Origin of the sequence: Streptomyces sp. NPDC056734, assembly GCF_042790455.1 — a bacterium.
Lineage (GTDB): Bacteria > Actinomycetota > Actinomycetes > Streptomycetales > Streptomycetaceae > Streptomyces.
In genome coordinates, this window is the sequence record NZ_JBHTZD010000021.1 from 121949 (window position 1) to 145260 (window position 23312).

Below are 23312 nucleotides of genomic sequence, written 5' to 3' on the forward strand. Positions count from 1 at the left end.
GCGGGTCCCGGCCCGTCGGCCCGGGATGAGCGGACCCGGTTCGCCCGGCCTCGGGTCACCGGCCTCGGATACGTCCCGGCCTGGCCGTCCCGGCCCGGGATCGGCGTGGCGAGCGACGTAGGCTCGGTCTTGTGCGCAGACCAGGAGACAGATGCGCGGAGCAAGGGGCATGCCGGAGGGCAGACGGCCGAGAGGCGACTCTTCGGTGGTCTTCTCTGACCGTCTCCGACCCTTCCCGGCCTCCTCTGACCACGTCTGACCGTTTTTAGGTGCTTACGGGGTGTGACTCGGGCCACGCAGATTGGGCGTAACGCTCGCCGTAACCACGCGATGACCTAAGAGGTGACAGCCGCGGAGGGAATACAGACGCCGTTCATGGCGCTGTGCATCTCCCCGGCCCCCGCCCGCGCCGTCGGCCCATCCCCAAGCCGGCGGTCGGCTCCAGTCCGCCGTGGACGGGGCCGGAAGCCGTTTTCCAACGTTCCGAGAGGTTGTTCGTGTCGGCCAGCACATCCCGTACGCTCCCGCCGGAGATCGCCGAGTCCGTCTCTGTCATGGCGCTCATTGAGCGGGGAAAGGCTGAGGGGCAGATCGCCGGCGATGACGTGCGTCGGGCCTTCGAAGCTGACCAGATTCCGGCCACTCAGTGGAAGAACGTACTGCGCAGCCTCAACCAGATCCTCGAGGAAGAGGGTGTGACGCTGATGGTCAGTGCCGCAGAGCCCAAGCGCACCCGCAAGAGCGTCGCAGCGAAGAGTCCGGCCAAGCGCACCGCCACCAAGACGGTCGCGGCCAAGACGGTGACCACCCGGAAGGCGACCGCCACCACGGCCGCCACTCCGGCAGCGCCCGCCGACCCCGCCGTCGAGCCCGCCGAGGACGCGGCGCCGTCGGCCAGGAAGGCCGCTGCGAAGAAGACGACGACCGCCAAGAAGGTGGCCGCCAAGAAGGCGACGGCCACCAAGAAGACGGCGGCCAAGAAGACGACCGGCAAGAAGGACGACGCCGAGCAGATCGAGGACGAGGTCCTTGAGGAGGCGAAGGGCACCGGCACGGAGGAGCCCGAGGGCACCGAGAGCGCGGGTTTCGTGCTCTCCGACGACGACGAGGACGACGCGCCCGCCCAGCAGGTCGCCGCCGCCGGTGCCACCGCCGACCCGGTCAAGGACTACCTCAAGCAGATCGGCAAGGTCCCCCTCCTCAACGCCGAGCAGGAGGTCGAGCTGGCCAAGCGCATCGAGGCGGGCCTGTTCGCCGAGGACAAGCTGTCCAACGCCGACAAGCTGGCGCCCAAGCTCAAGCGCGAGCTGGAGATCATCGCCGAGGACGGCCGCCGCGCCAAGAACCACCTCCTGGAGGCCAACCTCCGTCTGGTGGTCTCCCTGGCCAAGCGCTACACCGGCCGCGGCATGCTCTTCCTGGACCTGATCCAGGAGGGCAACCTCGGTCTCATCCGCGCGGTGGAGAAGTTCGACTACACCAAGGGCTACAAGTTCTCGACGTACGCCACCTGGTGGATCCGTCAGGCGATCACCCGCGCGATGGCCGACCAGGCCCGCACCATCCGTATCCCGGTGCACATGGTCGAGGTCATCAACAAGCTTGCGCGCGTGCAGCGCCAGATGCTCCAGGACCTGGGCCGCGAGCCCACCCCGGAGGAGCTGGCCAAGGAACTCGACATGACCCCGGAGAAGGTCATCGAGGTCCAGAAGTACGGCCGCGAGCCCATCTCGCTGCACACGCCGCTCGGTGAGGACGGCGACAGCGAGTTCGGTGACCTGATCGAGGACTCCGAGGCGGTCGTCCCGGCCGACGCGGTCAGCTTCACGCTCCTTCAGGAGCAGTTGCACTCGGTCCTCGACACCCTCTCCGAGCGCGAGGCGGGCGTGGTCTCCATGCGCTTCGGTCTCACCGACGGTCAGCCGAAGACCCTCGACGAGATCGGCAAGGTGTACGGCGTCACCCGCGAGCGCATCCGCCAGATCGAGTCCAAGACCATGTCCAAGCTCCGCCACCCGTCCCGCTCCCAGGTGCTTCGCGACTACCTCGACTAGGCCCCGGGGCACACCGCAGGCGCAGGCCGGGCACCAGCCGGGTCGCGCCGCGCACCGGTCACGATGTCGGCCGCCGCCGACGTTGAGCCGTACGACACGGAAGGCCCGGTTTCCCTCTGAGGGAACCGGGCCTTTGTGCTGCCGACGCCCCCGCGCGCGTGCGCCCCGGCGGGCCGTGAATCACTCTGGGTGTTCCATCCTGTCCCGAGAGTGAGGTAACCGTATGCGTCGTCCTGTTGCCCGGGCGCTGGCCCGGCCGCTGGTGCTGGTGGCCGCCGCGACCGCGATACCGCTGGTCTCCGCCTCCCCCGTGTCCGCCGACAGTGTGGTGATCGGCGGGTTTCCCGTCGAGGTGGCGGACAGTCCGTGGACGGTGGCGGTGTCCAGCCGTGACCGGTTCGGGGGTACGCGCTCGGGACAGTTCTGCGGTGGTGTCGCCGTCGGTCCCACCACCGTGCTCACCGCCGCCCACTGCATGGACGAGGAGGTGCTGGGGGCGCCGCCCGGCCAGGTGGCCGATCTGAAGGTCATCGCGGGCCGTACGGACCTGCGCTCGACCGAGGGGCAGGAGATCGCCGTCCGTGAGACCTGGGTGAACCCGGCCTACGACGCTGTGAGCAATGCCGGTGACTTCGCCGTGCTGACTCTGGCCGAGCCGTTGGCGCAGAACGCGGCCGTGGGCATGGCGGGCCCGGGGGACGCCGCGTACACGCCGGGCACGGCCGCCACGGTGTACGGCTGGGGGGATGTCACCGGCGCCGGGGACTACGCCACGTCACTGCGGGCCGCGCGGGTGCAGGTGCTGGCCGACGCCGAGTGTGAGGACGCCTATCCGGGGGGCGGAGACGGGGCGTACCGCGCGGACAGCATGCTGTGCGCGGGTGAAGAGCTGGGTGGGCGGGACGCCTGCCAGGGGGACAGCGGTGGCCCTCTGGTCGCCCAGGGGAGGCTGGTGGGCCTGGTGTCCTGGGGCAGCGGCTGCGGGAGGGCGGGGAACCCGGGCGTGTACACCCGCGTCTCCGACATCGTCCAGCGGCTCGGCTGGGGCACGCGGGGCGCCGGTAAGGGCTCCGGAGGCGCCTGACGGCCTCCTGGCCGGGTTGTACGGCCATGAGTGCGTCGATCGGACGTACGTCCTCCGTCCTTGCGGGCGGGGCGTACGTTCACGAGGTCCGGTCGGTGGGGGTGTCCGCCAGGGCCGGCCGGTCGGACCGCGGCGGATGACATGTGTGGTGCGGTGCGTCCAGGACTACGGGCGACCGCCCTCCTGTGAGAGTCGGTCGCCCGAGGGCCGACCGGTGCCGGCCAAGGCTCGTCGTGGACGCTAGATCGTCAGCGCTCCTCTTCGGTGGCGCTGGCGGGAACGGACGTAAGCCGCTCCGTCTCGTCCTGTATCTCAGCGGCGATCTTCTTGAGTTCCGGCTCGAACTTGCGGCCGTGGTGGCCGCAGAAGAGCAAGTCTCCGCCGCTCAGCAGGACGACGCGCAGGTATGCCTGGGCGCCGCAGCGGTCGCAGCGATCGGCGGCCGTCAGCGGGCTCGCGGGGGTCAGAACAGTAGTCACGTCGCCTCTTCTCTAGCTCGACGAGCTGTCGTACCAGGGTCAACATCCAACCAGCCCGAAAACGTTCCCGCTCGTGGCTTCTCTGCGAAAAAATCTTCCGGGGCGGCCGTTTGCTGCCGGTTTGGCGGCGAATGTGCCGTATTGCGTGGTGCTCGTGTCGTACGGTTTCGCGCTGTCGGTCGGTGGTCGGTCCTCCCGGCGGGTTGCCGGTTTGTTCATGAGGACGTGCCCGGAGCCTAAATGGTTCATGCCTCGAAGGGAACGTGATATGTACTTCACTCCATTGAGGGATCGAACACGTATGCGACTCTGGACTAGTCTGGGATCAGACGAGGGTGGCGTTACAACGGCTCTATCTGGCCTCGGTACCCTCTGAGCGGCAACAGAAGCCGTGCCCATACCCACTTGGGCATCACTTGAAATTCAGCGAGGAGCGAACCGCGTGACCGCCGAGACGTCCGTGCCGTCCACTGCGCTGCTGGCAGGAGCAGACCGGGACGGTTCCAACTACACCGCGCGGCACCTGCTCGTCCTCGAAGGGCTTGAGGCCGTACGCAAGCGCCCTGGCATGTACATCGGCTCCACCGACAGTCGTGGCCTGATGCACTGCCTGTGGGAGATCATCGACAACTCGGTGGACGAGGCCCTCGGTGGCTACTGCGACCACATCGATGTGATCCTGCACGACGACGGCTCCGTGGAGGTCCGCGACAACGGCCGGGGCATCCCGGTCGACGTGGAGCCCAAGACCGGCCTCTCCGGCATCGAGGTCGTGATGACCAAGCTGCACGCGGGCGGCAAGTTCGGCGGCGGCTCCTATGCGGCCTCCGGCGGTCTGCACGGCGTCGGCGCCTCGGTCGTGAACGCGCTGTCCGCGCGGCTGGACGTCGAGGTCGACCGCAACGGCCACACCCACGCCGTCAGCTTCCGGCGCGGTGTCCCCGGCGTCTTCGCCGCCATGGGGCCGGACGCGAAGTTCGAGGCCAAGGGCGGTCTGCGCAAGACCAAGAAGGTCCCCAGGACACGCACGGGCGCGCGCGTGCGCTACTGGGCGGACCGCCAGATCTTCCTCAAGGACGCCAGGCTCTCCCTGGACGACCTGCACCAGCGTGCGCGGCAGACGGCCTTCCTGGTGCCCGGCCTGACCATCGTCGTCCGGGACGAGTTCGGCCTCGGCGCGGGCGGCAGCAAGGGTGAAGAGTCGTTCCGCTTCGACGGCGGCATCAGCGAGTTCTGCGAGTACCTGGCCACCGACAAGGCGGTGTGCGACGTACTCCGTCTCACCGGCCAGGGCACCTTCAAGGAGACCGTTCCGGTCCTCGACCAGCACGGGCAGATGACGCCCACCCAGGTCCTTCGCGAGCTGGACGTGGATGTCGCGCTGCGCTGGGGCACGGGCTACGACACCACCCTGAAGTCCTTCGTGAACATCATCGCCACCCCCAAGGGCGGCACCCATGTCGCGGGCTTCGAGTCGGCCGTCACCAGCACCATGAACGAGGTGCTGCGGGCCAAGAAGCTGCTACGGGTCGCCGAGGACGACATCGTCAAGGACGACGCCCTGGAGGGCCTGACCGCCGTCGTCACCGTCCGTCTGGCCGAGCCCCAGTTCGAGGGGCAGACCAAGGAGGTCCTCGGTACCTCGGCGGCCCGGCGGATCGTGAACACCGTGATCGCCAAGGAACTCAAGGCGTTCCTGACATCCACGAAGCGGGACGCCGCGGCCCAGGCCCGGGTGGTGCTGGAGAAGGCGGTGGCCGCCGCGCGCACGCGCATCGCTGCCCGCCAGCACAAGGACGCGCAGCGCCGCAAGACGGCCCTTGAGTCGTCCTCCCTGCCCGCCAAGCTCGCCGACTGCCGCAGCGACGACGTCGACCGCAGCGAGCTGTTCATCGTCGAGGGAGACTCCGCGCTCGGCACGGCCAAGCTCGCCCGGAACTCCGAGTTCCAGGCGCTGCTGCCGATCCGCGGCAAGATCCTCAACGTCCAGAAATCGTCCGTGACCGACATGCTCAAGAACGCCGAGTGCGGCGCGATCATCCAGGTCATAGGAGCCGGGTCCGGACGTACGTTCGATATCGACGCGGCGCGCTACGGCAAGATCATCATGATGACGGACGCCGATGTGGACGGCTCCCACATCCGGACACTGCTGCTGACGCTGTTCCACCGCTACATGCGGCCCATGGTGGAGGCCGGCCGGGTGTTCGCCGCGGTGCCGCCGCTGCACCGGGTCGAGCTGACCCAGCCCAAGAAGGGCCAGGACAAGTACGTCTACACGTACTCCGACCGTGAGCTGCGCGAAAAGCTCATGGAGTTCCAGAGCAAGGGCGTCCGGTACAAGGACTCCATCCAGCGCTACAAGGGCCTGGGTGAGATGGACGCCGACCAACTGGCCGAGACCACGATGGATCCGCGCCACCGCACCCTGCGCCGGATCAACCTCTCCGACCTGGAGGGCGCCGAGGATGTCTTCGACCTGCTGATGGGCAATGACGTGGCCCCGCGCAAGGAGTTCATCTCCAGCTCGGCGGCGACGTTGGATCGATCGCGGATCGACGCGTAGGCGCTGGCCGCTGGGGCTCTTGGCTGGGCTGAGCTGACTGGATCGGCTGAGCCGGGGCTTCGGGCGGTGTTCTTTTGCTCGGTGCTCGGTGCTCGGTGCTCGGTGCTCGGTGCTCGGTGCTCGGTGCTCGGTGCCCTGGCCGGGTGTCGGGTGTGGTGTCGGGTTCTGGTTGCGGAGGGGCTGGACTTGGCGGGGTCCACGGTGGGTGGTCTGCGCCGGTGGGGGGGGCTGGGCCTCGGGCCCCGAAGCAGGCCGGATCGGGTTGGCGGCGGCCTGCGCTCTGCCCTGGGTCGGACCTGGGCTGCCGTCCTGGCCTCCGTGGGTTCACGTGCTCGACGATTCGGCGGGGCGGTGGCCTCGGCAACTCAGTACGGCCCTCTGCTTCTCCACCCGTGGGTGGAGGGTGGTGCCCGCAGGGTTCCACCCATGATCCACCCGGGCTCCGATCTCCCGGACCGCGGATTTCCGTAGCGTCGAAGGCGTCGGCGGTGCTCGCCGTCGGCATCGACTTCCCGCTCACGGAGGCACGCAATGACCGGGCTCGTGGACGTACTGGTGATCGTGGCCGTCGTCGCTCTGGTGATCACGCGGCAGACGCGGCCACAGCGGATCGACCACGCCCGGCGCTGGTGGCTGGTGCCCGCAGTCCTGGTGTTCTTCTCCCTGAGGGATCCCGGAGTCATTGATGCCCGGCACCAGACCGAGGCGGTGCTGCTGCTGGTGGCCGAGCTGCTCGTCGGGGTGGCGATCGGTGTCGGCTGGGCGTGGACCACCCGTATATGGGCGGATCCGGACGGCTCCGTGTGGAGCAGGAGCACCAGGGCAAGCCTGGGTGTCTGGATCGTCGGCATCGCGGTGCGCCTGGGACTCTTCGGACTGGGGGCCGCCCTCGGCGTGCACCAGGGGACGCCCGCGCTGCTCCTCGCCCTCGCGGCGACGCTGCTGGTCCGCGCCGGGATCCTCAAGTTCCGGGCCCAGTCCCTGACCTCGGCATACGGCGGTGGCTCGGCGTACGGTGACGACGTGCCCCGCGCCGCGAGGAAGGAGCGCGCGTGACGGACGACGTCTGGACACGCTGGCCCACGCGGGAAGCGCTCTCGCGGGAGGCCGTCTCCCCACCGCGGCGGATGCTGGCCTGGGCCGTGCGGCTCCTGGTCGCGGGAGTGCTGCTGTGGGGCGTCTTCGACAACCGGCCGGTGCGGGGCTGGGCCGCGGTCGGGGTCGTGGGCGGCATCCTCCTGACGGCTGCCATGGCGTGGGCGTTCTTCCGGACCACTCTCCGGCATCGGCTGTGGCCGTCGATGGGCGTCGCCGCTGTCCTGCTGGCGCTGGCGTTCGTGGCTCAGGCCGAGGAGTTCCGGCTGGCCGCCGTGGTGATGTGCTGCGGTATCGCGATCTCGGCCCTGGAGCGGCTGCCTCTCGTGGCGGCGGTACCGGTGTCCGTGGTCTCCCTGGCGGTGTTCGCCGTGGTCGACGACGACGCCTGGTTCACGACGGCCGTCACCATCGCGGGCATGTCGCTGGCCGGGTATGTGCTGCGGCTGGACGCCGAGGCCCGTGCCGGTGCCCAGCGGCTCCTCGCGCAGGAGCGGGCGGCGCGGGCCGCGGAGGCCGAGTCGGCGGCGCTCGCGGAGCGGAGCAGGATCGCCCGGGAGATCCATGACGTGCTGGCCCACAGCCTCTCGGCGCAACTGGTGCATCTGGAGGCGGCGCGGCTGCTGATCGAGGGCGGCGCGGACCGGGAGAAGATCCTCGACCGGGTCGTGGCGGCGCGGGGAATGGCCCGTGAGGGCCTCGCCGAGACCAGACAGGCGCTCTCCGCGCTGAGGGGCGAGCTGACCCCGCTGGAGGAATTCCTGAGCATGCTCGTCAGTGCGGGCGAGGCCGCCGAGGTCACTGTCACGGGTGAGCGCAGACCGCTGCGGGCCGAGGCGTCCCAGGCCGTGCGCCGGGTCGCGCAGGAGGCGCTGACGAACGTGCGCAAGCACGCGTCGGGGGCGAAGGTGTGGATGTCCCTGGACTACGGCGAGCGGGAGGTGACCCTCCAGGTGCGGGACTCGGGCGGTTCGCCGGGTGAGCTGTCCCACTCCGGGGCCGGGTACGGTCTGCTGGGCATGCGGGAGCGGGCCGAGTTGCTGGGCGGTTCGCTGCGGGCGGGGCAGGAAGGGGAGGGGTTCGTGGTGACACTGAAGGTTCCGGGATGAGCGAGGGAGGGCCGCCCGCGCGGGTGGTCGTGGCGGACGACCAGACCGTGGTGCGAGAGGGCATCGTGATGCTGCTGGGGCTGCTGCCGGGCATCAAGGTCGTGGGAGCGGCGGCCGACGGGGACGTGGCGGTTCGCCTGGTCGCCGAACTGGACCCGGACGTGGTGCTGATGGACCTGCGGATGCCCCGCTGCGACGGCGTGGAGGCGACCCGGCGGATCCGGGCGGAGCATCCGCGGACGCAGATCGTGGTGCTCACGACGTTCGCCGACGACGAGTCGCTCTTCCCGGCGCTCATGGCGGGCGCCCGCGGCTATCTCACCAAGGACGCGGGCGGCGACGAGATCGTCCGGGCCGTGGAGAACGTGATGTCGGGGGACGCCGGACTCTCGCCCGCCATCCAGCGCCGGCTGCTGGAGTGGCTGTCCGAGCCGCGGCCCGAGGCGGTGGTGCCGGATTCGAACGAGTCGCCGGACGGACTCACCGCGCGGGAGACCGAGGTGCTGGTGCTGATCGCCGGCGGCCTGAGCAACCAGGAGATCGCCCGGCGGCTGACTGTCTCCGTCGCCACGGTGAAGACACACATCAACAACCTCTTCGCCAAGACGGGGATGAAGGACCGGGCACAGGCGGTGCGTTACGCCTACCAGGAGGGGCTGGTGCGGCCACCGAGGGGGTGAATCACCTGAAGGGATGAAGCGCGCGGGGAAGCAGGGCGGGGGATCTTCCCGTTCTGTCCATCCTTGGGCATGCATTCAAGCAAGGGCCGTCCCCTCATGGGCGGGGACGGTCATGGGAGCCCGGAGCAGAGCCACCAGGACGCGGAAACTACGTTCACCGAGACGTCCGGGACGGCGGGATACACCGATCCCTGGTACGACGCGCTTGCCTCGGGGTGGGGCGAGGCGGGGACCGGCATGCCGACGGCGCCGTCCGTTCCGGCGGCGCGGCGGGACGGCGGGGACGGGGCGGCGGAAGCCGCCGAGGTGTATCTGGAGGTCCAGCGCAGCGAGGCTTTCCGTGAGGTACGCAGCAGGTACCGAAGGTTCGTGGTGCCGGCGGTGATCGGGTTTCTCGCCTGGTACGTGGCGTACGTGGTGATGGCGACGGCGGCGCCGGGGCTGATGGCCCGACCGGTGGTGGGGGCCGTGAACGTGGCGATGGTGGCCGGGCTGGGTCAGTTCCTGACGACCTTCCTGCTCACCTGGGCCTACGCCCGCCATGCCAGGCTGCGCCGGGACCGTGCCGCGCTCGAACTGCGCTGGGACACACAGGAGCTGACGCGAAGTGTCCGGGGCGGTGTGCTGTGACGGACGACCATCAGACGCTCGCCCTGATTCTGTTCAGTGTCTTCGTGGCGGTGACGCTGGGGATCACGACGTGGGTGAGCCGTAACCGGCGGGGTTCGGCGGAGGAGTTCTATGCGGGCGGGCGGCTGTTCTCACCCATGGAGAATGGTTTCGCCATCGCGGGTGACTACATGTCCGCCGCGTCCTTCCTCGGCATCTCCGGCCTGATCGCGCTGTTCGGCTACGACGGGCTGCTGTACTCGGTGGGCTTCCTGGTGGCGTGGCTGCTGGTGCTGTTCCTGGTCGCCGAACTGGTGCGGAATTGCGGGAGGTTCACGCTCGCCGACGTGGTGGCCGCGCGGATGCGGGAGCGGCCGGTGCGGATCGCGGCGGGAACTTCCTCGGTCACGGTGTCCGTTCTCTATCTGGTGGCGCAGATGGTGGGTGCGGGCAGCCTGGTCGCGCTGCTGCTGGGCGGGACAGGCGAGGCGGCGCGGTCCTGGACGGTCGTCGCCGTGGGCGCGCTGATGGTGATCTATGTGTCGTGGGGAGGGATGCGGGCCACTACGTGGATTCAGATCGTGAAAGCGGTGCTGCTCATGGGCGGGGCCATCGCCATGACGGTGCTCGTGCTGGTGCGCTTCCACGGGGACTTCGACCAGTTGCTGCGCACCGCGGCCGAGCGCAGCGGACACGGTGACGCCTTTCTGGCGCCGGGACTGAAGTACGGCGGGGACTGGACCGCGCGGTTCGACTTCATCAGCCTCGGGCTCGCGCTGGTGCTGGGCACGGCCGGGCTGCCGCACATCCTGTCCCGGTTCTACACGGTGCCCACCGCGCGGGCTGCCCGGCGGTCGGTGGTGTGGTCGATCGGGCTGATCGGCGGCTTCTACCTGATGACGATCGTCCTCGGGTTCGGGGCGGCGGCCATCGTGGGGTCCAGCGAGGTGCGCGACTCCAACGCAGCGGGGAACACGGCGGTGCCGCTGCTGGCGCTCGATCTGGGCGGCGGTGCGGGCTCCATGGGAGGAACGGTTCTCTTCGCGGTCGTCGCCGCCATCGCCTTCGCCACGATCCTCGCGGTCGTCGCCGGTATCACCCTGGCGTCGTCGGCGTCCGTGGCCCACGACCTGTACGCGTCGCTGCGGCGCGGACGGGCCGAGCCGCGCAGTGAGGTCGCCGTGGCCCGGGTGGCGGCGGCCGGGATCGGGATCGTCGCGATCGGGCTCGGGCTGCTCGCCCGCGACCTCAACGTCGCGTTTCTCGTGGGGCTCGCCTTCGCCGTGGCGGCGTCGGCGAATCTGCCGGTGCTGATGTACTCGCTGTTCTGGCCCGGCTTCACCACCCGTGGAGCGGTCTGGTCGGTGTACGGCGGGCTGATCCCGGCCATGGTGCTCGTGCTGCTGTCGCCGGTGGTGTCGGGCGGCCCGGCCTCGCTGTTTCCCGGTGTCGACTTTCAGTACTTCCCGCTGGAGAACCCCGGCCTTGTCTCCATCCCGCTGGGCTTTCTCGCGGGCTGGCTCGGCACGGTCACCTCCCGCGAGGAGCCGGACGCCGCCAAGCACGCGGAGACCGAGGTGCGGTCACTGACGGGAGCAGGCGCGGCGTAGCGACGGACGGGGCCCTCACCCTCGTAGGCGATGAAGCTTGTGTTTGTCGCCGTACGGCCCGGTGTGGGGGCGGAGGGCGGGCACGGTCGCGGGGGGCCTATGAGGGTCAACCGCGAGTTGCCCAGGCGTAGCGGTGTTCGGGGCGGCCCGCGTCGCCGTATTTGAGGGTCAGGGTGGCGCGTCCGGTGCGTTCCAGGAGCTTCAGATAGCGCTGGGCGGTCTGGCGGCTGACGCCGGTGCGTTCGGCGATCTCCTGGGCGGAGAGGGGGCCTTCGGCGGCGAGGAGGGACTGGCGGACCAGTTCGGCGGTGGTGGGGGAGTGGCCTTTGGGGAGGTCGGGTTCCGAGGTCGCGGAGAGGGCGCCGAAGATGCGGTCGACCTGGGCCTGTTCGGCCTCGCCGCCGCCATCGAGGGTGCGGCGCAGCTCCGCGTACGCCTCCAGTTTGGCGCGCAGGCCCGCGAAGGCGAACGGTTTGACCAGGTACTGGAGCGCGCCGTGCCGCATGGCCTCCTGGACCGTGGATACGTCCCGCGCCGCCGTCACCATGATCACGTCGGTCCGGTGGCCGCGGCGGCGCATCTCGCGCACCACCGCGAGGCCGGTGTCGTCGGGGAGGTAGTGGTCCAGGAGGACCAGATCGAGCCGTGGACGGGCCTCCATCTGGCGCAGGGCCTCGGCCGCGCTGTGGGCCTCGCCGACCACCTGGAAGCCGGGCACCTTCCCGACGTACGCGGCATTGACCCGCGCGACCCTGATGTCGTCGTCCACGACCAGGACCTCGATCATCGCGACTCCTTCTCGGCGGCCACCGGTACGGCGGTCCGGGTGGCGACCGGTACGTCCGTCCGGGCGGTGGCCGGCACGGGGCTGTGGGCGGTGCCCGGCGCGGTGGTGACGGTCTCCTCGGGCTCGTCCAGGGCCTCGGGCAGAACGACCGTGAACTGCGCGCCGCCGCCGTCCGCCTCCGTGACGGTCGCGGTGCCGCCCTGCCGCTCCGCCAGCCGGCGGACCACGGACAGACCGATGCCGCGTTCACGGTGGGCGGGCGGCTGCTTGGTCGACCAGCCCTCCTTGAAGATCAACTCCCGGCGCTCCTCGGGAATTCCCGGACCCGAGTCGCGGACCGTGAGAACGACCGCACGGCCCTCGGTGACCAATTCGACCTCCACGCGCGCGTGCGGTGTGCCCGCCGTGGCGTCCAGGGCGTTGTCCACCAGGTTGCCGACGATGGTCACCAGGCCCCTCGGGTCGATCAGCCGGTCCGGGAGCGCGGTGCGGTCCGAGATGCCGAGGGCGACGCCGCGTTCGGCGGCGACCGTGGCCTTGCCGACCAGCAGCGCCGACAGCAGGGGGTCCCGTACCTTCTCGGTCACCTGCTCCGAGGTGGCCCTATGGCCGCCGACCACCTCGCTGATGAACTCCATGGCGTCCTCGTACATCTCCAGTTCGAGCAGCCCGAGCATGGTGTGCATACGGTTGGCGTGCTCATGGTCCTGGGCGCGCAGGGCGTCGATCAGGCCGCGCGTGGAGTCGAGTTCCCGGCCGAGTTGCTCCAGTTCGGTGCGGTCGCGCAGGGTGGTGACCGCGCCGCCGTCGTCCGTGGGCATGCGGTTGGTGACCAGGACCCGCCGGCCACGGACGGTGAGGAGATCGGTTCCGGTCACCCGGCCGGCCAGGACGTCGGCCGTGCGGCTCGTGCCGAGCGCCTCGTCCGGGGTGCGGCCGACGGCCTCGTCGCCGATGCCGAGCAGCCGTTGCGCCTCGTCGTTGAGGAGCCGGATACGGCCCGAGCGGTCCAGGGCGACCACGCCCTCACGGATGCCGTGCAGCATCGCCTCGCGTTCCGCCAGCAGTCCCGAGATGTCCGAGAAGGCCAGGTCACGGGTCTGCCGCTGGACCCGGCGGGAGATCAGCCAGGCGGCCAGCGCACCGACCGCCAGAGCGCCGCCCGCGTAGGCGAGCAGCCCCGGGATCGCGTGGATCAGCCGCGCCCGCACGCTGTCGTACGCGATCCCGACCGACACCGCGCCCACGATCGTGCCGTTCTCGTCCCTCAGCGGCACCTTGCCGCGCGCGGAGCGGCCCAGGGTGCCCTCGTCGATCTCCATGACCTCCTGGCCCGCCAGCGCCTCGCTGGGGTCCGTCGACACGACGTGGCCGATCTCCGCGGGGTCCGTGTGCGACCAGCGCACACCTCGCCGGTCCATCACCACGACGTACTCCGCCTTGGTCGCCCTCCGGATCCGCTCCGCCTCCTGCTGCACGGGGCCGTCGGCCGTCGGGGGCGTGCTCAGGATCTCGTCGGCGAGCTGCGGCTGGGTGGCGGTGGTCTGGGCGATCGCCAGGGCGCGGCGCATCGCCTGGTCGTCCAGCTGGTCGCTGAGCGGGGCGAGGAACAGCCCGGTCGCGAGCACCGCGACCCCCGCGGCGATCGCCACCTGCATCAGCAGCACCTGTGAGAACACCCGGCGCGGGATTCCCAGGCGCAGGCGACGGGCGGGGGGAGTGGGGCTCATGGCCATGACGGTACGTCGCGATTTGGGAGGGGGTGTAGGGCGTGGGCCACGTCTGTGGGGTGGAGGTGGGGCGGAGGGGGTGGATGTGGGGCGGGAGGGGATGTGGGTGTCTGGGGGTGGGGGTGCGCTGTGGGTGGGGCTTGTGGGGTGGGGGTGCGTGGTGTGTGGTGCGGCTTGGGCGGGGGGAGTGGGCGACACGCCGTAAAGGGGGTGGAACGGGGGTCCCGCGCGGGCGTGGCTCGGCTAAGGACGGGACGGGTCGCCCGCAGGCCGGCCTGGAGGGGAGTCGCGCGCGGGCGTGGCCCGGCTACTGCGCACAGCGCGGGGCGTCCCCACTGGGAGGTGCGGCGAGCGCGGCCTGACTTGTGTGGTGTTTGTGCCGTGCGGTGGGGGTGCCTGCCACGAGGAGTCCGGGGCCTGGAACGTTCGCCGCGCGGAGTCCGTGTCCTGGGGGATCCCGCGCGGTGGAGTCCTCGTACGGCAGTCCCCGCCGCGCGGGACACCGGCTGGACGGCATCGTGCCGCCAGGGCGACGACCTCGCCGGACCCGGCCCGGACCCCGGACCGCGGCCCTGGACCCCACACCCTGCGTCCTCAAGGCGCCCCAGCCGCCCCGAGGGCCCGGTGGAGGTCACCCCGTCAGTGCCGTCGCCCCAGTTCGCGTACCGACACCACGTCCATGCGGGCCGGTGCGCCCAGGGCCGACGCGCCGCAGCTTTCCTCGCGGGGTGGGAGGGACGCGCCCTGGGCGACCACGACGCGCCAGAGGCGGCCGTTCTGGTGGGCGACGGTGACGTCCCAGCGGGGCGCGGCGCCGGTGGTGGCGACGACGGTCAGCGCGTCTGCCGCGTACTCGCGCGTGGCGGTCCGTACGGCCAGTTCGGCGGCCTGGCCGGGCCGTTCCCAGGCCGAGCGGCCCCGGCAGCCCTCCACGACCACCCGGTCCTCCTGGGCGCCCTGGAGGACCTCCTTGATCGTGTGGGCCTCCGCGCGGCCGTAGGCGTAGCCGTACGGCAGGATCAGCACCGTCGGCGAGAAGCGGTGGCCACCCAGATGGGTGACCTCCCAGACGCCCGGGACGCCGGAGACGGTCAGTTCGGTGGCGAGCGGGCGGCCGAGCAGCGCGCAGCAGCGGTCGCGCTTGCCGTTGGTGCAGACGAGGGCGAGCGGGTCGCCCTCGTGCGGCCGTCCCCGGAGCGCGGTGTCGAAGGTGCGATGGTCGCCCCGGCCGAGCGCGGCGAAGTCGAGGTCGAGGAGCCGGCGCGGGTCGGTCGTGGTGGCGCTGCGCAGCCATACGCCGCCCGGCACCGTGTGGGCGGCGTACACCTGGCGTTTCGTTGCGGTGCCGCAGTCGGCGTGGCGACCGGGGCGCCGGATGAGCGCGACGCGTACGCCCGTGCCCTCGGTGGCGGCCTCCAGCGCGCGTCCCAGGGCCGGGTCCAGGTGGCTGGCGGTGAGCGCGCGGGCGCCCCAGGGGCCCGGTTGCTCCAGCAGCAGCCACGTTCTCGCCGTGGCCGCGGTGCCGGAGACGGGCTCGTCGAGGTCCCGGGAGACGGTCGCGCACGCACTCACAGAGGTGAGCCTAACCTGACTTTGTCAAAGGCGACTTCCGGCCGAGATGCGGTTACTCCGGCAGTGGCTGGGGTGGTCGACGGCCCACGTACTGACCCTCTGGTCGCATCCGCAAAGGGCGCTCGGTGTACTCCTCCAGGGCGTGCGCGATCCAGCCGGCGGTGCGTGCGACGGCGAAGACGGTCTCGCCCGCGTTGGCGGGCATGCCGCAGGACACCGTCAGTGCCGCGAGCGCCAGGTCGACGTTGGCGTGCAGCGTGGTGTGGCGCGCGGTGGTGTCCACGATGTCGCGGGCGGCGGCGAGCGCGGGCTCGGCGTGGGGGAGTTCCGCGAGGCGTGCGAAGAGGGCACGCGCGCGGGGGTCCTCGCCCGGGTAGAGCCGGTGGCCGAGGCCGGGGATACGGCGACCCGCCCGCAACTCGCCCGCGATCACGGGGCCCGCGTCTCCCTGTTCGAGCACCTGCTCGATCAGCCGGTGGGCGAGCCCGCTCGCCGCGCCGTGCAAGGGGCCTTCCAGTACGCCCAGGCCCGCCGAGACGGCCGCGTAGGCGTGCGCGCGGGCCGAGGCGGCGACCCGCACCGCGAGGGTCGAGGCGGCGAGGTCATGGTCGACCAGCAGACCGAGCGCGGTGTCCAGGACGTCCAGCGATGCCTCGTCGGCCTCGCGCGGGGTCAGCCTGCCCCACAGCCGGTGGGCGAGGGGGCCGCCCTCCTGGGGGGCGTACAGCACCGGCGGCAGGGCGCCCACCAGGGTTGGGATGAGGGTCCGCGCGGTGCCGAGGACGGCGTCCTCCGACAGGTCGAACCGGAGCGGGTCCGCCGTCGCGGCGGCGATGGCGGCGACCCGGAGCCGGTCGGTCGGGTCCGTGTGCTCCGGCAAAGCGTTGACCGCGCGGCGGGCGATCTCTACCGAGGCGTCGGGCGCGGTGAACGTGATCCCGGGGTTCAGCCGCCCGGTCCACAGCCACTCGGCGATCTCCTCGTAGGAGTGGCGCGCGGCCAGTTCGACCGCGTCGACGCCCCGGAAGTAGTACCGGTCCTTCTCGATCAGGGTGATCCGGGTCCGTACCGACAGCTCGCCGCCCGACGCCGGACTTCCGGCGCTCTCCCGTCTGTTGCGCCTTGCCAGCGCTTCGACCTCGCTCGCGTCGAAGGTGCTGCCCCGGCCGCCCGGGACGCGGCGGCTGCCGAGCTGGCCGCGGCTGACGTACGCGTAGACGGTCTCGGGCTTCACGCCGAGCAGTTCGGCGGCCTCTTTGGTGCTCAGGCGCCGTTCGGGGTGGCTGGAGCCGGGTTCTTGATCGGGCATGGGCGTCACCGTAGCCGCAGCGGATGAATGTTGATTCAATCAATATTGACAGAGATTGAGTCAATCATGGACAGTCGAATCAAGTTCAGGGAGGTCATCATGTCCGTCAACAGGTCCGCCGTCACCCTTGTCGAGGCGCCCAGGGGGCTCGCCGGTGTCGTCGTCGCCGACACCGAGATCGGGGACGTACGAGGGCGCGAAGGCTTCTACCACTACCGGCAGTACTCGGCCGTCGATCTCGCGCGCACCCGCAGCTTCGAGGACGTCTGGCATCTCCTCGTCCACGGCGAACTGCCTGACACCGCGCGGAGCGCCGCCTTCGCCGCCGAGACGGCAGCGCGGCGGCGGCTGCCGGACGAGGTGGCCGCCGTGCTCCCCGCCATCGCCGCGGCCGGCCGGGATTCGGGCCCCCTCGCCGGGATGCGGACCGCGCTGTCCCTGCTGGGCGCGGCGCAGGGGTTCCGTCCGGCGTACGACATCGACGCGGAGCGGCGCCGCGCGGACACCGTCGTCGCGGCGGCTGCCGTACCCACGCTGCTGGCGGCGCTGTACCGACTGGGCCGGGGACTTGATCCCGTCGAGCCACGGGAGGATCTGTCGTACGCGGCCAACTACCTGTACATGGTGACCGGGAGCGTGCCGGACAGGCGGCGGGCGCGGGCGGTCGAGCAATACTTGATCTCAACCATTGACCACGGATTCAATGCGTCAACCTTCACCGCCCGGGTCATCGCCTCCACCGGCGCCGATGCCGCCGCGTGTCTCGTCGGAGCCGTGGGTGCCCTGTCCGGCCCGCTGCACGGCGGAGCGCCCAGCCGCGCCCTGGACACGCTCGACGTCATCGGCACACCCGACCGCATCGATCCCTGGATCCGCGAACGGGTGCTCGCCGGGGAACGCATCATGGGCTTCGGGCACGCCGTCTACCGCACGGAGGACCCCCGGTCCCGGATGCTCCGGGAGATCGCGCGGAGCTTCGGCGGGCCGCGGGTGGAGTTCGCCGTCGAGGTGGAGCGGCGGGTCGAGGCGATCCTGGCGGAGCTGAAGCCGGGGCGTGAGTTGCACACCAATGTGGAGTTCTACGCGGGTGTGGTCATGGAGCTCTGCGGGTTGCCCAGGGAGATGTTCACCCCGACCTTCGCCGCCGCGCGGATGGTCGGCTGGAGCGCCAACATCCTGGAACAGGCACGGGACTCGAAAATCATCCGACCGGTGGCGCGGTATGTGGGACCGGAGGCACCGGTTGCGGTGCCGGTCCCGCCGGGGGCGTGACGCCGCGGGCGGGCTGGTGGGGGTGTGCCGCCGCAGGTGTGACGGTGCGGATGTGGTGCCGGGGGCGTGCTGGTGGGGGCGTGGCACGTGGGCCTGGCGGTGGGAATGTGACGGCGGAGAAAAGACGTGACCATCGAGACGGCCGAGGATTGTTGAGGTCGGGTTCCCGAGCTGCAAGGATGCCCACGCGCACCGCGCGGCAGCGTGGGAGGGCGTGCTTTTGTCCCTTGATACGGGCCTTGAGAACAGGAATTCACCAGTGAGTCAGATCATCCGCCGCCTGGGCGTTTCTCCGCGCCTGAGGGGCAGCACCAATGGGGCCACCTGCCCCGACATCTTCGAACTGGCAGACGGAAATTTCGCCGTCATCGGTACAGATGTCACTGACTCGCTGGACTCACAACTGCCGGCGGACGCCGGCCGCGCGGACTACGAACGCATCGTGGTGATCACCCGGGAGACCCTGGTGAAGGCGAAGGCGGACATCCCCGACGCCTGAGACCACCCGCCGCAACACAAGGCGTCGGCCCGGCAGGAATCCCACCCCCTGCGTGGCCCGGCGCCTTTCCCGTGGCACGTCCGCGCGCCGGCTACCCCTCCTCGCCCGGCGGCATCCCCACCACCCACCACTCCTCGTCCGCGTCGTCCAGAGCCCGCAGCAAGTCGTCGACGATCTGCCCGAGTTCGGCCTCGTCGGTGTCGGTGATGCTCGCGCGCTGCTGCCGGCCCGCCTTCCAGTACTCGCGGACGACCGGGTTCTGAAGCATGCCTCTGACGTGCTGGAAGAACTCCTCCTTGGACAGGTTGCCGATGCGGTAGTAGAAGAGCAGATTGGTGTACAGGGCGTTGGCGAACAGGTACTGACGGCGCTGCTTCGGGGAGAGGGACACGTCGTAGTGGTCGAGGACCTCGGCCAGTTCGGGGTCGTCGATCGCCTTGCTCAGCAGTTCCCAGTGCTGGTGCTGCTGTCGCGCCAGATTGGCGTGCGAGGGAGTCGGAGCCTGCTCCTCCAGATGTTCCAGACGGGCGTGCAGTGATTGCAGTGTGCGGCGCTGGGCGGCCCGCGCGATCAGGACACCGGTCGTGAGACTGGCCGCGGCGACCACGCCCAGCGCGCGTGCCCCGAAACTCCGTGTTGCCATGTCAACCCCCGATTCAGGCGGCCGCCCGCCGGTCGTCGGATGCGGGTCGACGACAAGGGACCGGCGAGCGGAGGGCGGCGCTGCCGTCTCCCAGGGTGCCGAGCGGCTCCGGTCGGCGGGGAGGCGGAGAAAAGGCGCACAGAAGGAAGCGAGGGTCGCACGAACCGGCACCTTGACAGACGTCTGCCCCCGGCATGGCGCTAACAATCGTTCACATCGGCGCGTTTCGGGCTGCTCGTATCCTGGGGCGGCATTCCATCCAGCGTGGCGGGCACGGCCGTGAGCCAGTGCGCCACAGGCGTGAGAGAGGTCGCACGGTGCGCCACAGTCCGAGTCCGCGGCAGATCCCGGTCGTCGTCCTCGCCGGATTCCTGGGCTCCGGGAAGACGACGCTGCTCAACCATCTGCTCCACCACAGCGGCGGCAGCCGGATCGGCGCGATCGTCAACGACTTCGGGTCGATCGAGATCGACGCCATGGCCGTCGCCGGCGCGCTCGGCGACTCCACCGTCTCGCTCGGCAACGGCTGTCTGTGCTGCGCGGTCGACGCCGGGGAACTCGACCTCTATCTGGAGCGGCTCGCCGACCCGTCCGCCGGTATCGACGTCATCGTCATCGAGGCCAGCGGGCTCGCCGAGCCGCAGGAACTCGTACGGATGGTGCTCGCGAGCGAGCATCCGGACGTTGTGTACGGCGGGCTGGTCGAGGTCGTCGACGCCGCCGAGTTCGACGCCACGCGCGCCAGGCATCCCGAGATCGACCGGCATCTCGCCCTCGCCGACCTGATCGTCGTCAACAAACTCGACCGGGTCACCGACGCCGATCGCGTCCTGGCCCTCGTCCGCACTCTCACCGACCGCGCGGCCGTCGTCCCCGCGCGCCACGGCCGTATCGACCCCGAGTTCCTCTTCGACTGCCGGCCGAGCGAGGAGCGGATCGGACAGCTGTCGTTCGATGATCTGTACGACCATGGTGATCGCGGCACGGAGACCGGCCGTGCGGATGATGACTCGCTCGGCCGCCCTGGCGCCGAAGACCGCCATGAGGACGGTGACTCACCTGGCAGCCATGGTGACGAAACCGGCCACGACGAGCGCGACCCGCACGCGACCCACGCGCACGCCCCCCACCTGCACGCCGCCTACGACACCCTCTCCTTCGCCTCCGACACGCCGATGGACCCACGGCGGCTGATGGCCTTCCTCGACAGCCGCCCCGAGGGGCTCTACCGGATCAAGGGGTACGTCGATTTCGGCCCGCACGATCAGCGCAACCGTTACGCCGTGCACGCCGTCGGGCCCTTCCTGCGCTTCTACCCGGAGCGCTGGCCCGCGCGCGAGCCCCGTCGTACCCAGCTCGTCCTCATCGGCTCCGGCATCGACCCCGCCGCGCTCGGCAAGGAGCTGGAGGCGTCCACGAGCGACGCCCCGCACGCCGACGAACACGGCATGTGGGGCGTCCTGCGCTACGTGCGCGACCTGGCGGAGGACGGGGCCGAGCCGGAGTAGGGCGCAGAAGCATCCGCCAGGCCAGGAAGCATCCGCCAGGCCAGGAAGAACCCGCCATGCCCGGCGGAGCCAACCCCCGCCAGTTCCGCCGGGCGGGCAAGCAACCACCCCGCTGATTCCACCAGCCCCGGATGCCCAGCCCGCCCCCCGCCGACCGCGTCTACACCGGCCCCGCCACCACCGCCACCGTCTTGGCCAGCGACACGCCCGAGCCGTCGCGGCGCGGGTCCATCTCCGGGAGTTCGGCCGGTGTGCCGTTCTTCTGGGCCGCCCGCGCGGGGGTGGCGCCCGCCCAGGCCAGCGAGAGACAGTCCTCGCCCTTGAGGAACCGCTGGCAGCGCACGCCGCCCGTGGCGCGGCCCTTGCGCGGGTACTGGTCGAACGGGGTCAGCTTGGCCGTCGTCTGGACCGAGTCGTCGAGCGTGCCGCGCGAGCCCGCGACGGTGAAGACCACCGCCTCGGCGGCCGGGTCGACGGCCGTGAAGGAGATGACCTTCGCGCCGTCCACCAGCTTGATGCCCGCCATGCCGCCCGCCGGTCTGCCCTGCGGACGCACCTGGGACGCCTGGTAGCGCAGCAACTGGGCGTCGTCGGTGATGAAGACCAGGTCCTCCTCGCCCGTACGCAGCTCGACCGCGCCGACGATCCGGTCGCCGTCCTTGAGGGTGATGACCTCCAGCTCGTCCTTGTTGGTCGGATAGTCGGGCACCACGCGCTTGACGATGCCCTGCTCGGTGCCGATCGCCAGGCCCGGCGAGGATTCGTCGAGCGTGGTCAGGCAGATCAGCGTCTCGCCGTCCTCCAGGGGCACGAACTCCGTCAGCGGGGCGCCGCCCGCGAGGTTCGGCGACGACATGGTGTCCGGCAGCTGCGGCAGGTCGACCACATTGATCCGCAGCAGGCGGCCCGTCGAGGTGACCGCGCCGATCTCGCCCCGCGCGGTGGCCGGTACCGCCGACACGATCACGTCGTGCCTGGCGCGTCTGGCGTCCTCGTCCGTCTCGAACGGCTCGCCGTTCGCCGTACGGGCCAGCAGTCCCGTCGAGGACAGCAGCACCCGGCACGGGTCGTCCGCGACCTGGAGCGGCACCGTGGCGGCCGTCGCCCCGGACGCCTCCAGCAGGACCGTACGCCGCTCGGTGCCGAACTTCTTGGCGACCGTGGCCAGTTCGGCGGAGACCAGCTTGCGCAGCTCGGCGTCGGACTCCAGGATCCGGGTCAGCTCCGCGATCTCCGCGTTGAGCCGCTCCTGCTCCGACTCCAGCTCGATCCGGTCGAACCTGGTCAGCCGGCGCAGCGGCGTGTCGAGGATGTACTGCGTCTGCACCTCGCTCAGCGAGAAGCGCTCGATGAGGCGCTCCTTGGCCTGCGCGGAGTTGTCGCTGGAGCGGATCAGGCGGATCACCTCGTCGATGTCCACCAGGGCGACCAGCAGGCCCTCGACCAGATGCAGCCGGTCGCGCCGCTTGGTGCGGCGGAACTCCGAGCGCCGCCGCACCACGTCGAAGCGATGGTCGAGGTAAACCTCCAGCAGTTCCTTCAGGCCCAGCGTGAGCGGCTGGCCGTCGACCAGCGCCACGTTGTTGATGCCGAAGGACTCCTCCATGGGCGTCAGCTTGTAGAGCTGCTCCAGGACCGCCTCGGGCACGAAGCCGTTCTTGATCTCGATGACCAGGCGCAGGCCGTGCGCCCGGTCGGTGAGGTCCTTGACGTCGGCGATGCCCTGGAGCTTCTTCGAGCCCACCAGATCCTTGATCTTGGCGATCACCTTCTCCGGGCCGACGCTGAAGGGCAGCTCGGTGACGATCAGGCCCTTGCGGCGGGCGGTGACCGCCTCCACCGCGACCGTCGCACGGATCTTGAACGTGCCCCGGCCGGTCTCGTAGGCGTCGCGGATGCCGGACAGGCCGACGATCCGGCCGCCCGTCGGCAGATCCGGGCCCGGGACGTGCCTCATGAGCGTGTCCAGGTCCGCGCTGGGGTGCCGGATCAGATGGCGGGCCGCGGCGATGACCTCGGACAGGTTGTGCGGCGGCATGTTCGTGGCCATGCCGACCGCGATCCCGGACGCGCCGTTGACCAGCAGGTTCGGGAAGGCCGCCGGGAGGGCGACCGGCTCCTGCTCCTGGCCGTCGTAGTTGGGCGCGAAGTCGACCGTGTCCTCGTCGATGGACTCGGTCATCAGGCTGCTCGCGGCGGCCATCCGGCACTCGGTGTAGCGCATGGCGGCCGGCGGGTCGTCGTTGCCCAGCGAGCCGAAGTTGCCGTGTCCGTCGACCAGCGGCACGCGCATGGAGAACGGCTGCGCCATCCGCACCAGCGCGTCGTAGATCGACGAGTCGCCGTGCGGGTGGAGCTTGCCCATGACCTCGCCGACGACCCGCGCGCACTTGACGTAGCCGCGCTCGGGGCGCAACCCCATCTCGTTCATCTGGTAGACGATGCGGCGGTGGACCGGCTTGAGTCCGTCGCGGGCGTCGGGCAGGGCACGGGAGTAGATGACCGAGTAGGCGTACTCCAGGAAGGAGCCCCGCATCTCGTCGACGACGTCGATGTCGAGGATGCGCTCCTCGTACGAGTCGTCCGGCGGTGGGGTCTTCGTACTGCGGCGGGCCATCGCTGCCTGGCTCCTCTTTTCTGGTCGCTCGCCTGTGGGGCGCCGAAGCCGGTGTCGGCCGGACGGACGGGCGGGGCCTGCCCGTCCGT

Annotated in this window: 18 protein-coding genes; 11 read left to right on the forward strand and 7 right to left on the reverse strand. The window is 70.7% G+C overall.

Annotated elements, in window-relative coordinates:
- Nucleotides 1-497 precede the first annotated feature (497 nt).
- Together ACFRFC_RS29160 and ACFRFC_RS29165 are read left to right on the forward strand one after the other, a co-directional pair.
- Nucleotides 498-2054 carry an RNA polymerase sigma factor gene (locus ACFRFC_RS29160; RefSeq protein WP_382692456.1) on the forward strand — a complete coding sequence of 519 codons (1557 nt, stop codon included), beginning with the start codon at nt 498-500 and terminating at the stop codon, nt 2052-2054.
- 223 nt (nt 2055-2277) lie between these two features.
- Nucleotides 2278-3138, forward strand: coding sequence for a S1 family peptidase (locus ACFRFC_RS29165; protein ID WP_382692457.1), 861 nt, complete (start codon nt 2278-2280; stop codon nt 3136-3138).
- 248 nt (nt 3139-3386) lie between these two features.
- On the opposite strand, the gene ACFRFC_RS29170 is transcribed toward ACFRFC_RS29165, so the two are convergent.
- Complete coding sequence (locus ACFRFC_RS29170; RefSeq protein WP_382692458.1) at nt 3387-3617, reverse strand: hypothetical protein; 231 nt, start codon at nt 3615-3617, stop codon at nt 3387-3389.
- A 442-nt stretch (nt 3618-4059) separates the two neighbouring features.
- On the opposite strand from ACFRFC_RS29170, the gene ACFRFC_RS29175 reads away from it, so the two are divergent.
- The 6 genes from ACFRFC_RS29175 to ACFRFC_RS29200 all read left to right on the forward strand — a co-directional run bounded on the left by ACFRFC_RS29175 (nt 4060) and on the right by ACFRFC_RS29200 (nt 11286).
- The gene (locus tag ACFRFC_RS29175) at nt 4060-6183 is read left to right on the forward strand and encodes a type IIA DNA topoisomerase subunit B (protein ID WP_382692459.1); all 2124 of its coding nucleotides are present in this window, start codon (nt 4060-4062) and stop codon (nt 6181-6183) included.
- 531 nt (nt 6184-6714) lie between these two features.
- Complete coding sequence (locus ACFRFC_RS29180) at nt 6715-7239, forward strand: DUF1453 domain-containing protein (RefSeq protein ID WP_382692460.1); 525 nt, start codon at nt 6715-6717, stop codon at nt 7237-7239.
- Entirely contained in the window at nt 7236-8387 is a 1152-nt protein-coding gene (locus tag ACFRFC_RS29185) for a sensor histidine kinase (protein WP_382692461.1), read from the forward strand. The genes ACFRFC_RS29180 and ACFRFC_RS29185 overlap by 4 nt, the downstream gene beginning before the upstream one ends.
- Nucleotides 8384-9067, forward strand: a complete 684-nt coding sequence (locus tag ACFRFC_RS29190) for a response regulator (protein WP_382692462.1) — start codon at nt 8384-8386, stop codon at nt 9065-9067. Before ACFRFC_RS29185 ends, ACFRFC_RS29190 begins: the two co-directional genes overlap by 4 nt.
- A gap of 69 nt (nt 9068-9136) precedes the next feature.
- On the forward strand, nt 9137-9697 hold the full coding sequence (locus ACFRFC_RS29195) for a DUF485 domain-containing protein (protein ID WP_382692463.1): 561 nt from the start codon (nt 9137-9139) through the stop codon (nt 9695-9697).
- Nucleotides 9694-11286 carry a cation acetate symporter gene (locus ACFRFC_RS29200; RefSeq protein WP_382692464.1) on the forward strand — a complete coding sequence of 531 codons (1593 nt, stop codon included), beginning with the start codon at nt 9694-9696 and terminating at the stop codon, nt 11284-11286. Before ACFRFC_RS29195 ends, ACFRFC_RS29200 begins: the two co-directional genes overlap by 4 nt.
- 106 nt (nt 11287-11392) lie before the next feature.
- Here ACFRFC_RS29200 and ACFRFC_RS29205 read toward each other — a convergent pair whose 3' ends face one another.
- The 4 genes from ACFRFC_RS29205 to ACFRFC_RS29220 all read right to left on the reverse strand — a co-directional run bounded on the left by ACFRFC_RS29205 (nt 11393) and on the right by ACFRFC_RS29220 (nt 16684).
- Nucleotides 11393-12073, reverse strand: coding sequence for a response regulator (locus tag ACFRFC_RS29205; RefSeq protein ID WP_382692465.1), 681 nt, complete (start codon nt 12071-12073; stop codon nt 11393-11395).
- Nucleotides 12070-13803 carry an ATP-binding protein gene (locus ACFRFC_RS29210; RefSeq protein WP_382692466.1) on the reverse strand — a complete coding sequence of 578 codons (1734 nt, stop codon included), beginning with the start codon at nt 13801-13803 and terminating at the stop codon, nt 12070-12072. The genes ACFRFC_RS29205 and ACFRFC_RS29210 overlap by 4 nt, the downstream gene beginning before the upstream one ends.
- Before the next feature lie 639 nt (nt 13804-14442).
- Nucleotides 14443-15375: a sucrase ferredoxin gene (locus tag ACFRFC_RS29215; RefSeq protein ID WP_382692467.1), complete on the reverse strand. Its 933-nt coding sequence runs from the start codon at nt 15373-15375 to the stop codon at nt 14443-14445.
- Between the two features lie 52 nt (nt 15376-15427).
- Entirely contained in the window at nt 15428-16684 is a 1257-nt protein-coding gene (locus ACFRFC_RS29220) for a citrate/2-methylcitrate synthase (protein WP_382692468.1), read from the reverse strand.
- Nucleotides 16685-16783: 99 nt separating this feature from the next.
- Here ACFRFC_RS29220 and ACFRFC_RS29225 point away from each other — a divergent pair, with 99 nt between their 5' ends.
- Entirely contained in the window at nt 16784-17956 is a 1173-nt protein-coding gene (locus tag ACFRFC_RS29225; protein WP_382692469.1) for a citrate synthase/methylcitrate synthase, read from the forward strand.
- A gap of 259 nt (nt 17957-18215) precedes the next feature.
- On the forward strand, nt 18216-18455 hold the full coding sequence (locus tag ACFRFC_RS29230; RefSeq protein ID WP_382692470.1) for a hypothetical protein: 240 nt from the start codon (nt 18216-18218) through the stop codon (nt 18453-18455).
- Between the two features lie 91 nt (nt 18456-18546).
- Here the strand turns inward: ACFRFC_RS29230 and ACFRFC_RS29235 are convergent, their stop codons facing one another.
- Nucleotides 18547-19098, reverse strand: coding sequence for a DUF6082 family protein (locus tag ACFRFC_RS29235; RefSeq protein WP_382692471.1), 552 nt, complete (start codon nt 19096-19098; stop codon nt 18547-18549).
- Between the two features lie 317 nt (nt 19099-19415).
- On the opposite strand from ACFRFC_RS29235, the gene ACFRFC_RS29240 reads away from it, so the two are divergent.
- On the forward strand, nt 19416-20606 hold the full coding sequence (locus ACFRFC_RS29240; RefSeq protein WP_382692472.1) for a CobW family GTP-binding protein: 1191 nt from the start codon (nt 19416-19418) through the stop codon (nt 20604-20606).
- A gap of 160 nt (nt 20607-20766) precedes the next feature.
- Here ACFRFC_RS29240 and ACFRFC_RS29245 read toward each other — a convergent pair whose 3' ends face one another.
- Nucleotides 20767-23223: a DNA topoisomerase (ATP-hydrolyzing) subunit A gene (locus ACFRFC_RS29245; RefSeq protein WP_382692473.1), complete on the reverse strand. Its 2457-nt coding sequence runs from the start codon at nt 23221-23223 to the stop codon at nt 20767-20769.
- Between the last annotated feature and the right edge of the window lie 89 nt (nt 23224-23312).

Bases quoted from the DNA above. Each gene is read 5' to 3' on its own strand.
- ACFRFC_RS29205 (WP_382692465.1), bottom strand. From the start codon at position 12,073: ATGATCGAGGTCCTGGTCGTGGACGACGACATCAGGGTCGCGCGGGTC.
- ACFRFC_RS29165 (WP_382692457.1), top strand. From the start codon at position 2,278: ATGCGTCGTCCTGTTGCCCGGGCGCTGGCCCGGCCGCTGGTGCTGGTG.
- ACFRFC_RS29220 (WP_382692468.1), bottom strand. From the start codon at position 16,684: ATGCCCGATCAAGAACCCGGCTCCAGCCACCCCGAACGGCGCCTGAGC.
- ACFRFC_RS29190 (WP_382692462.1), top strand. From the start codon at position 8,384: ATGAGCGAGGGAGGGCCGCCCGCGCGGGTGGTCGTGGCGGACGACCAG.
- ACFRFC_RS29195 (WP_382692463.1), top strand. From the start codon at position 9,137: ATGCATTCAAGCAAGGGCCGTCCCCTCATGGGCGGGGACGGTCATGGG.
- ACFRFC_RS29210 (WP_382692466.1), bottom strand. From the start codon at position 13,803: ATGAGCCCCACTCCCCCCGCCCGTCGCCTGCGCCTGGGAATCCCGCGC.
- ACFRFC_RS29180 (WP_382692460.1), top strand. From the start codon at position 6,715: ATGACCGGGCTCGTGGACGTACTGGTGATCGTGGCCGTCGTCGCTCTG.
- ACFRFC_RS29245 (WP_382692473.1), bottom strand. From the start codon at position 23,223: ATGGCCCGCCGCAGTACGAAGACCCCACCGCCGGACGACTCGTACGAG.
- ACFRFC_RS29225 (WP_382692469.1), top strand. From the start codon at position 16,784: ATGTCCGTCAACAGGTCCGCCGTCACCCTTGTCGAGGCGCCCAGGGGG.
- ACFRFC_RS29235 (WP_382692471.1), bottom strand. From the start codon at position 19,098: ATGGCAACACGGAGTTTCGGGGCACGCGCGCTGGGCGTGGTCGCCGCG.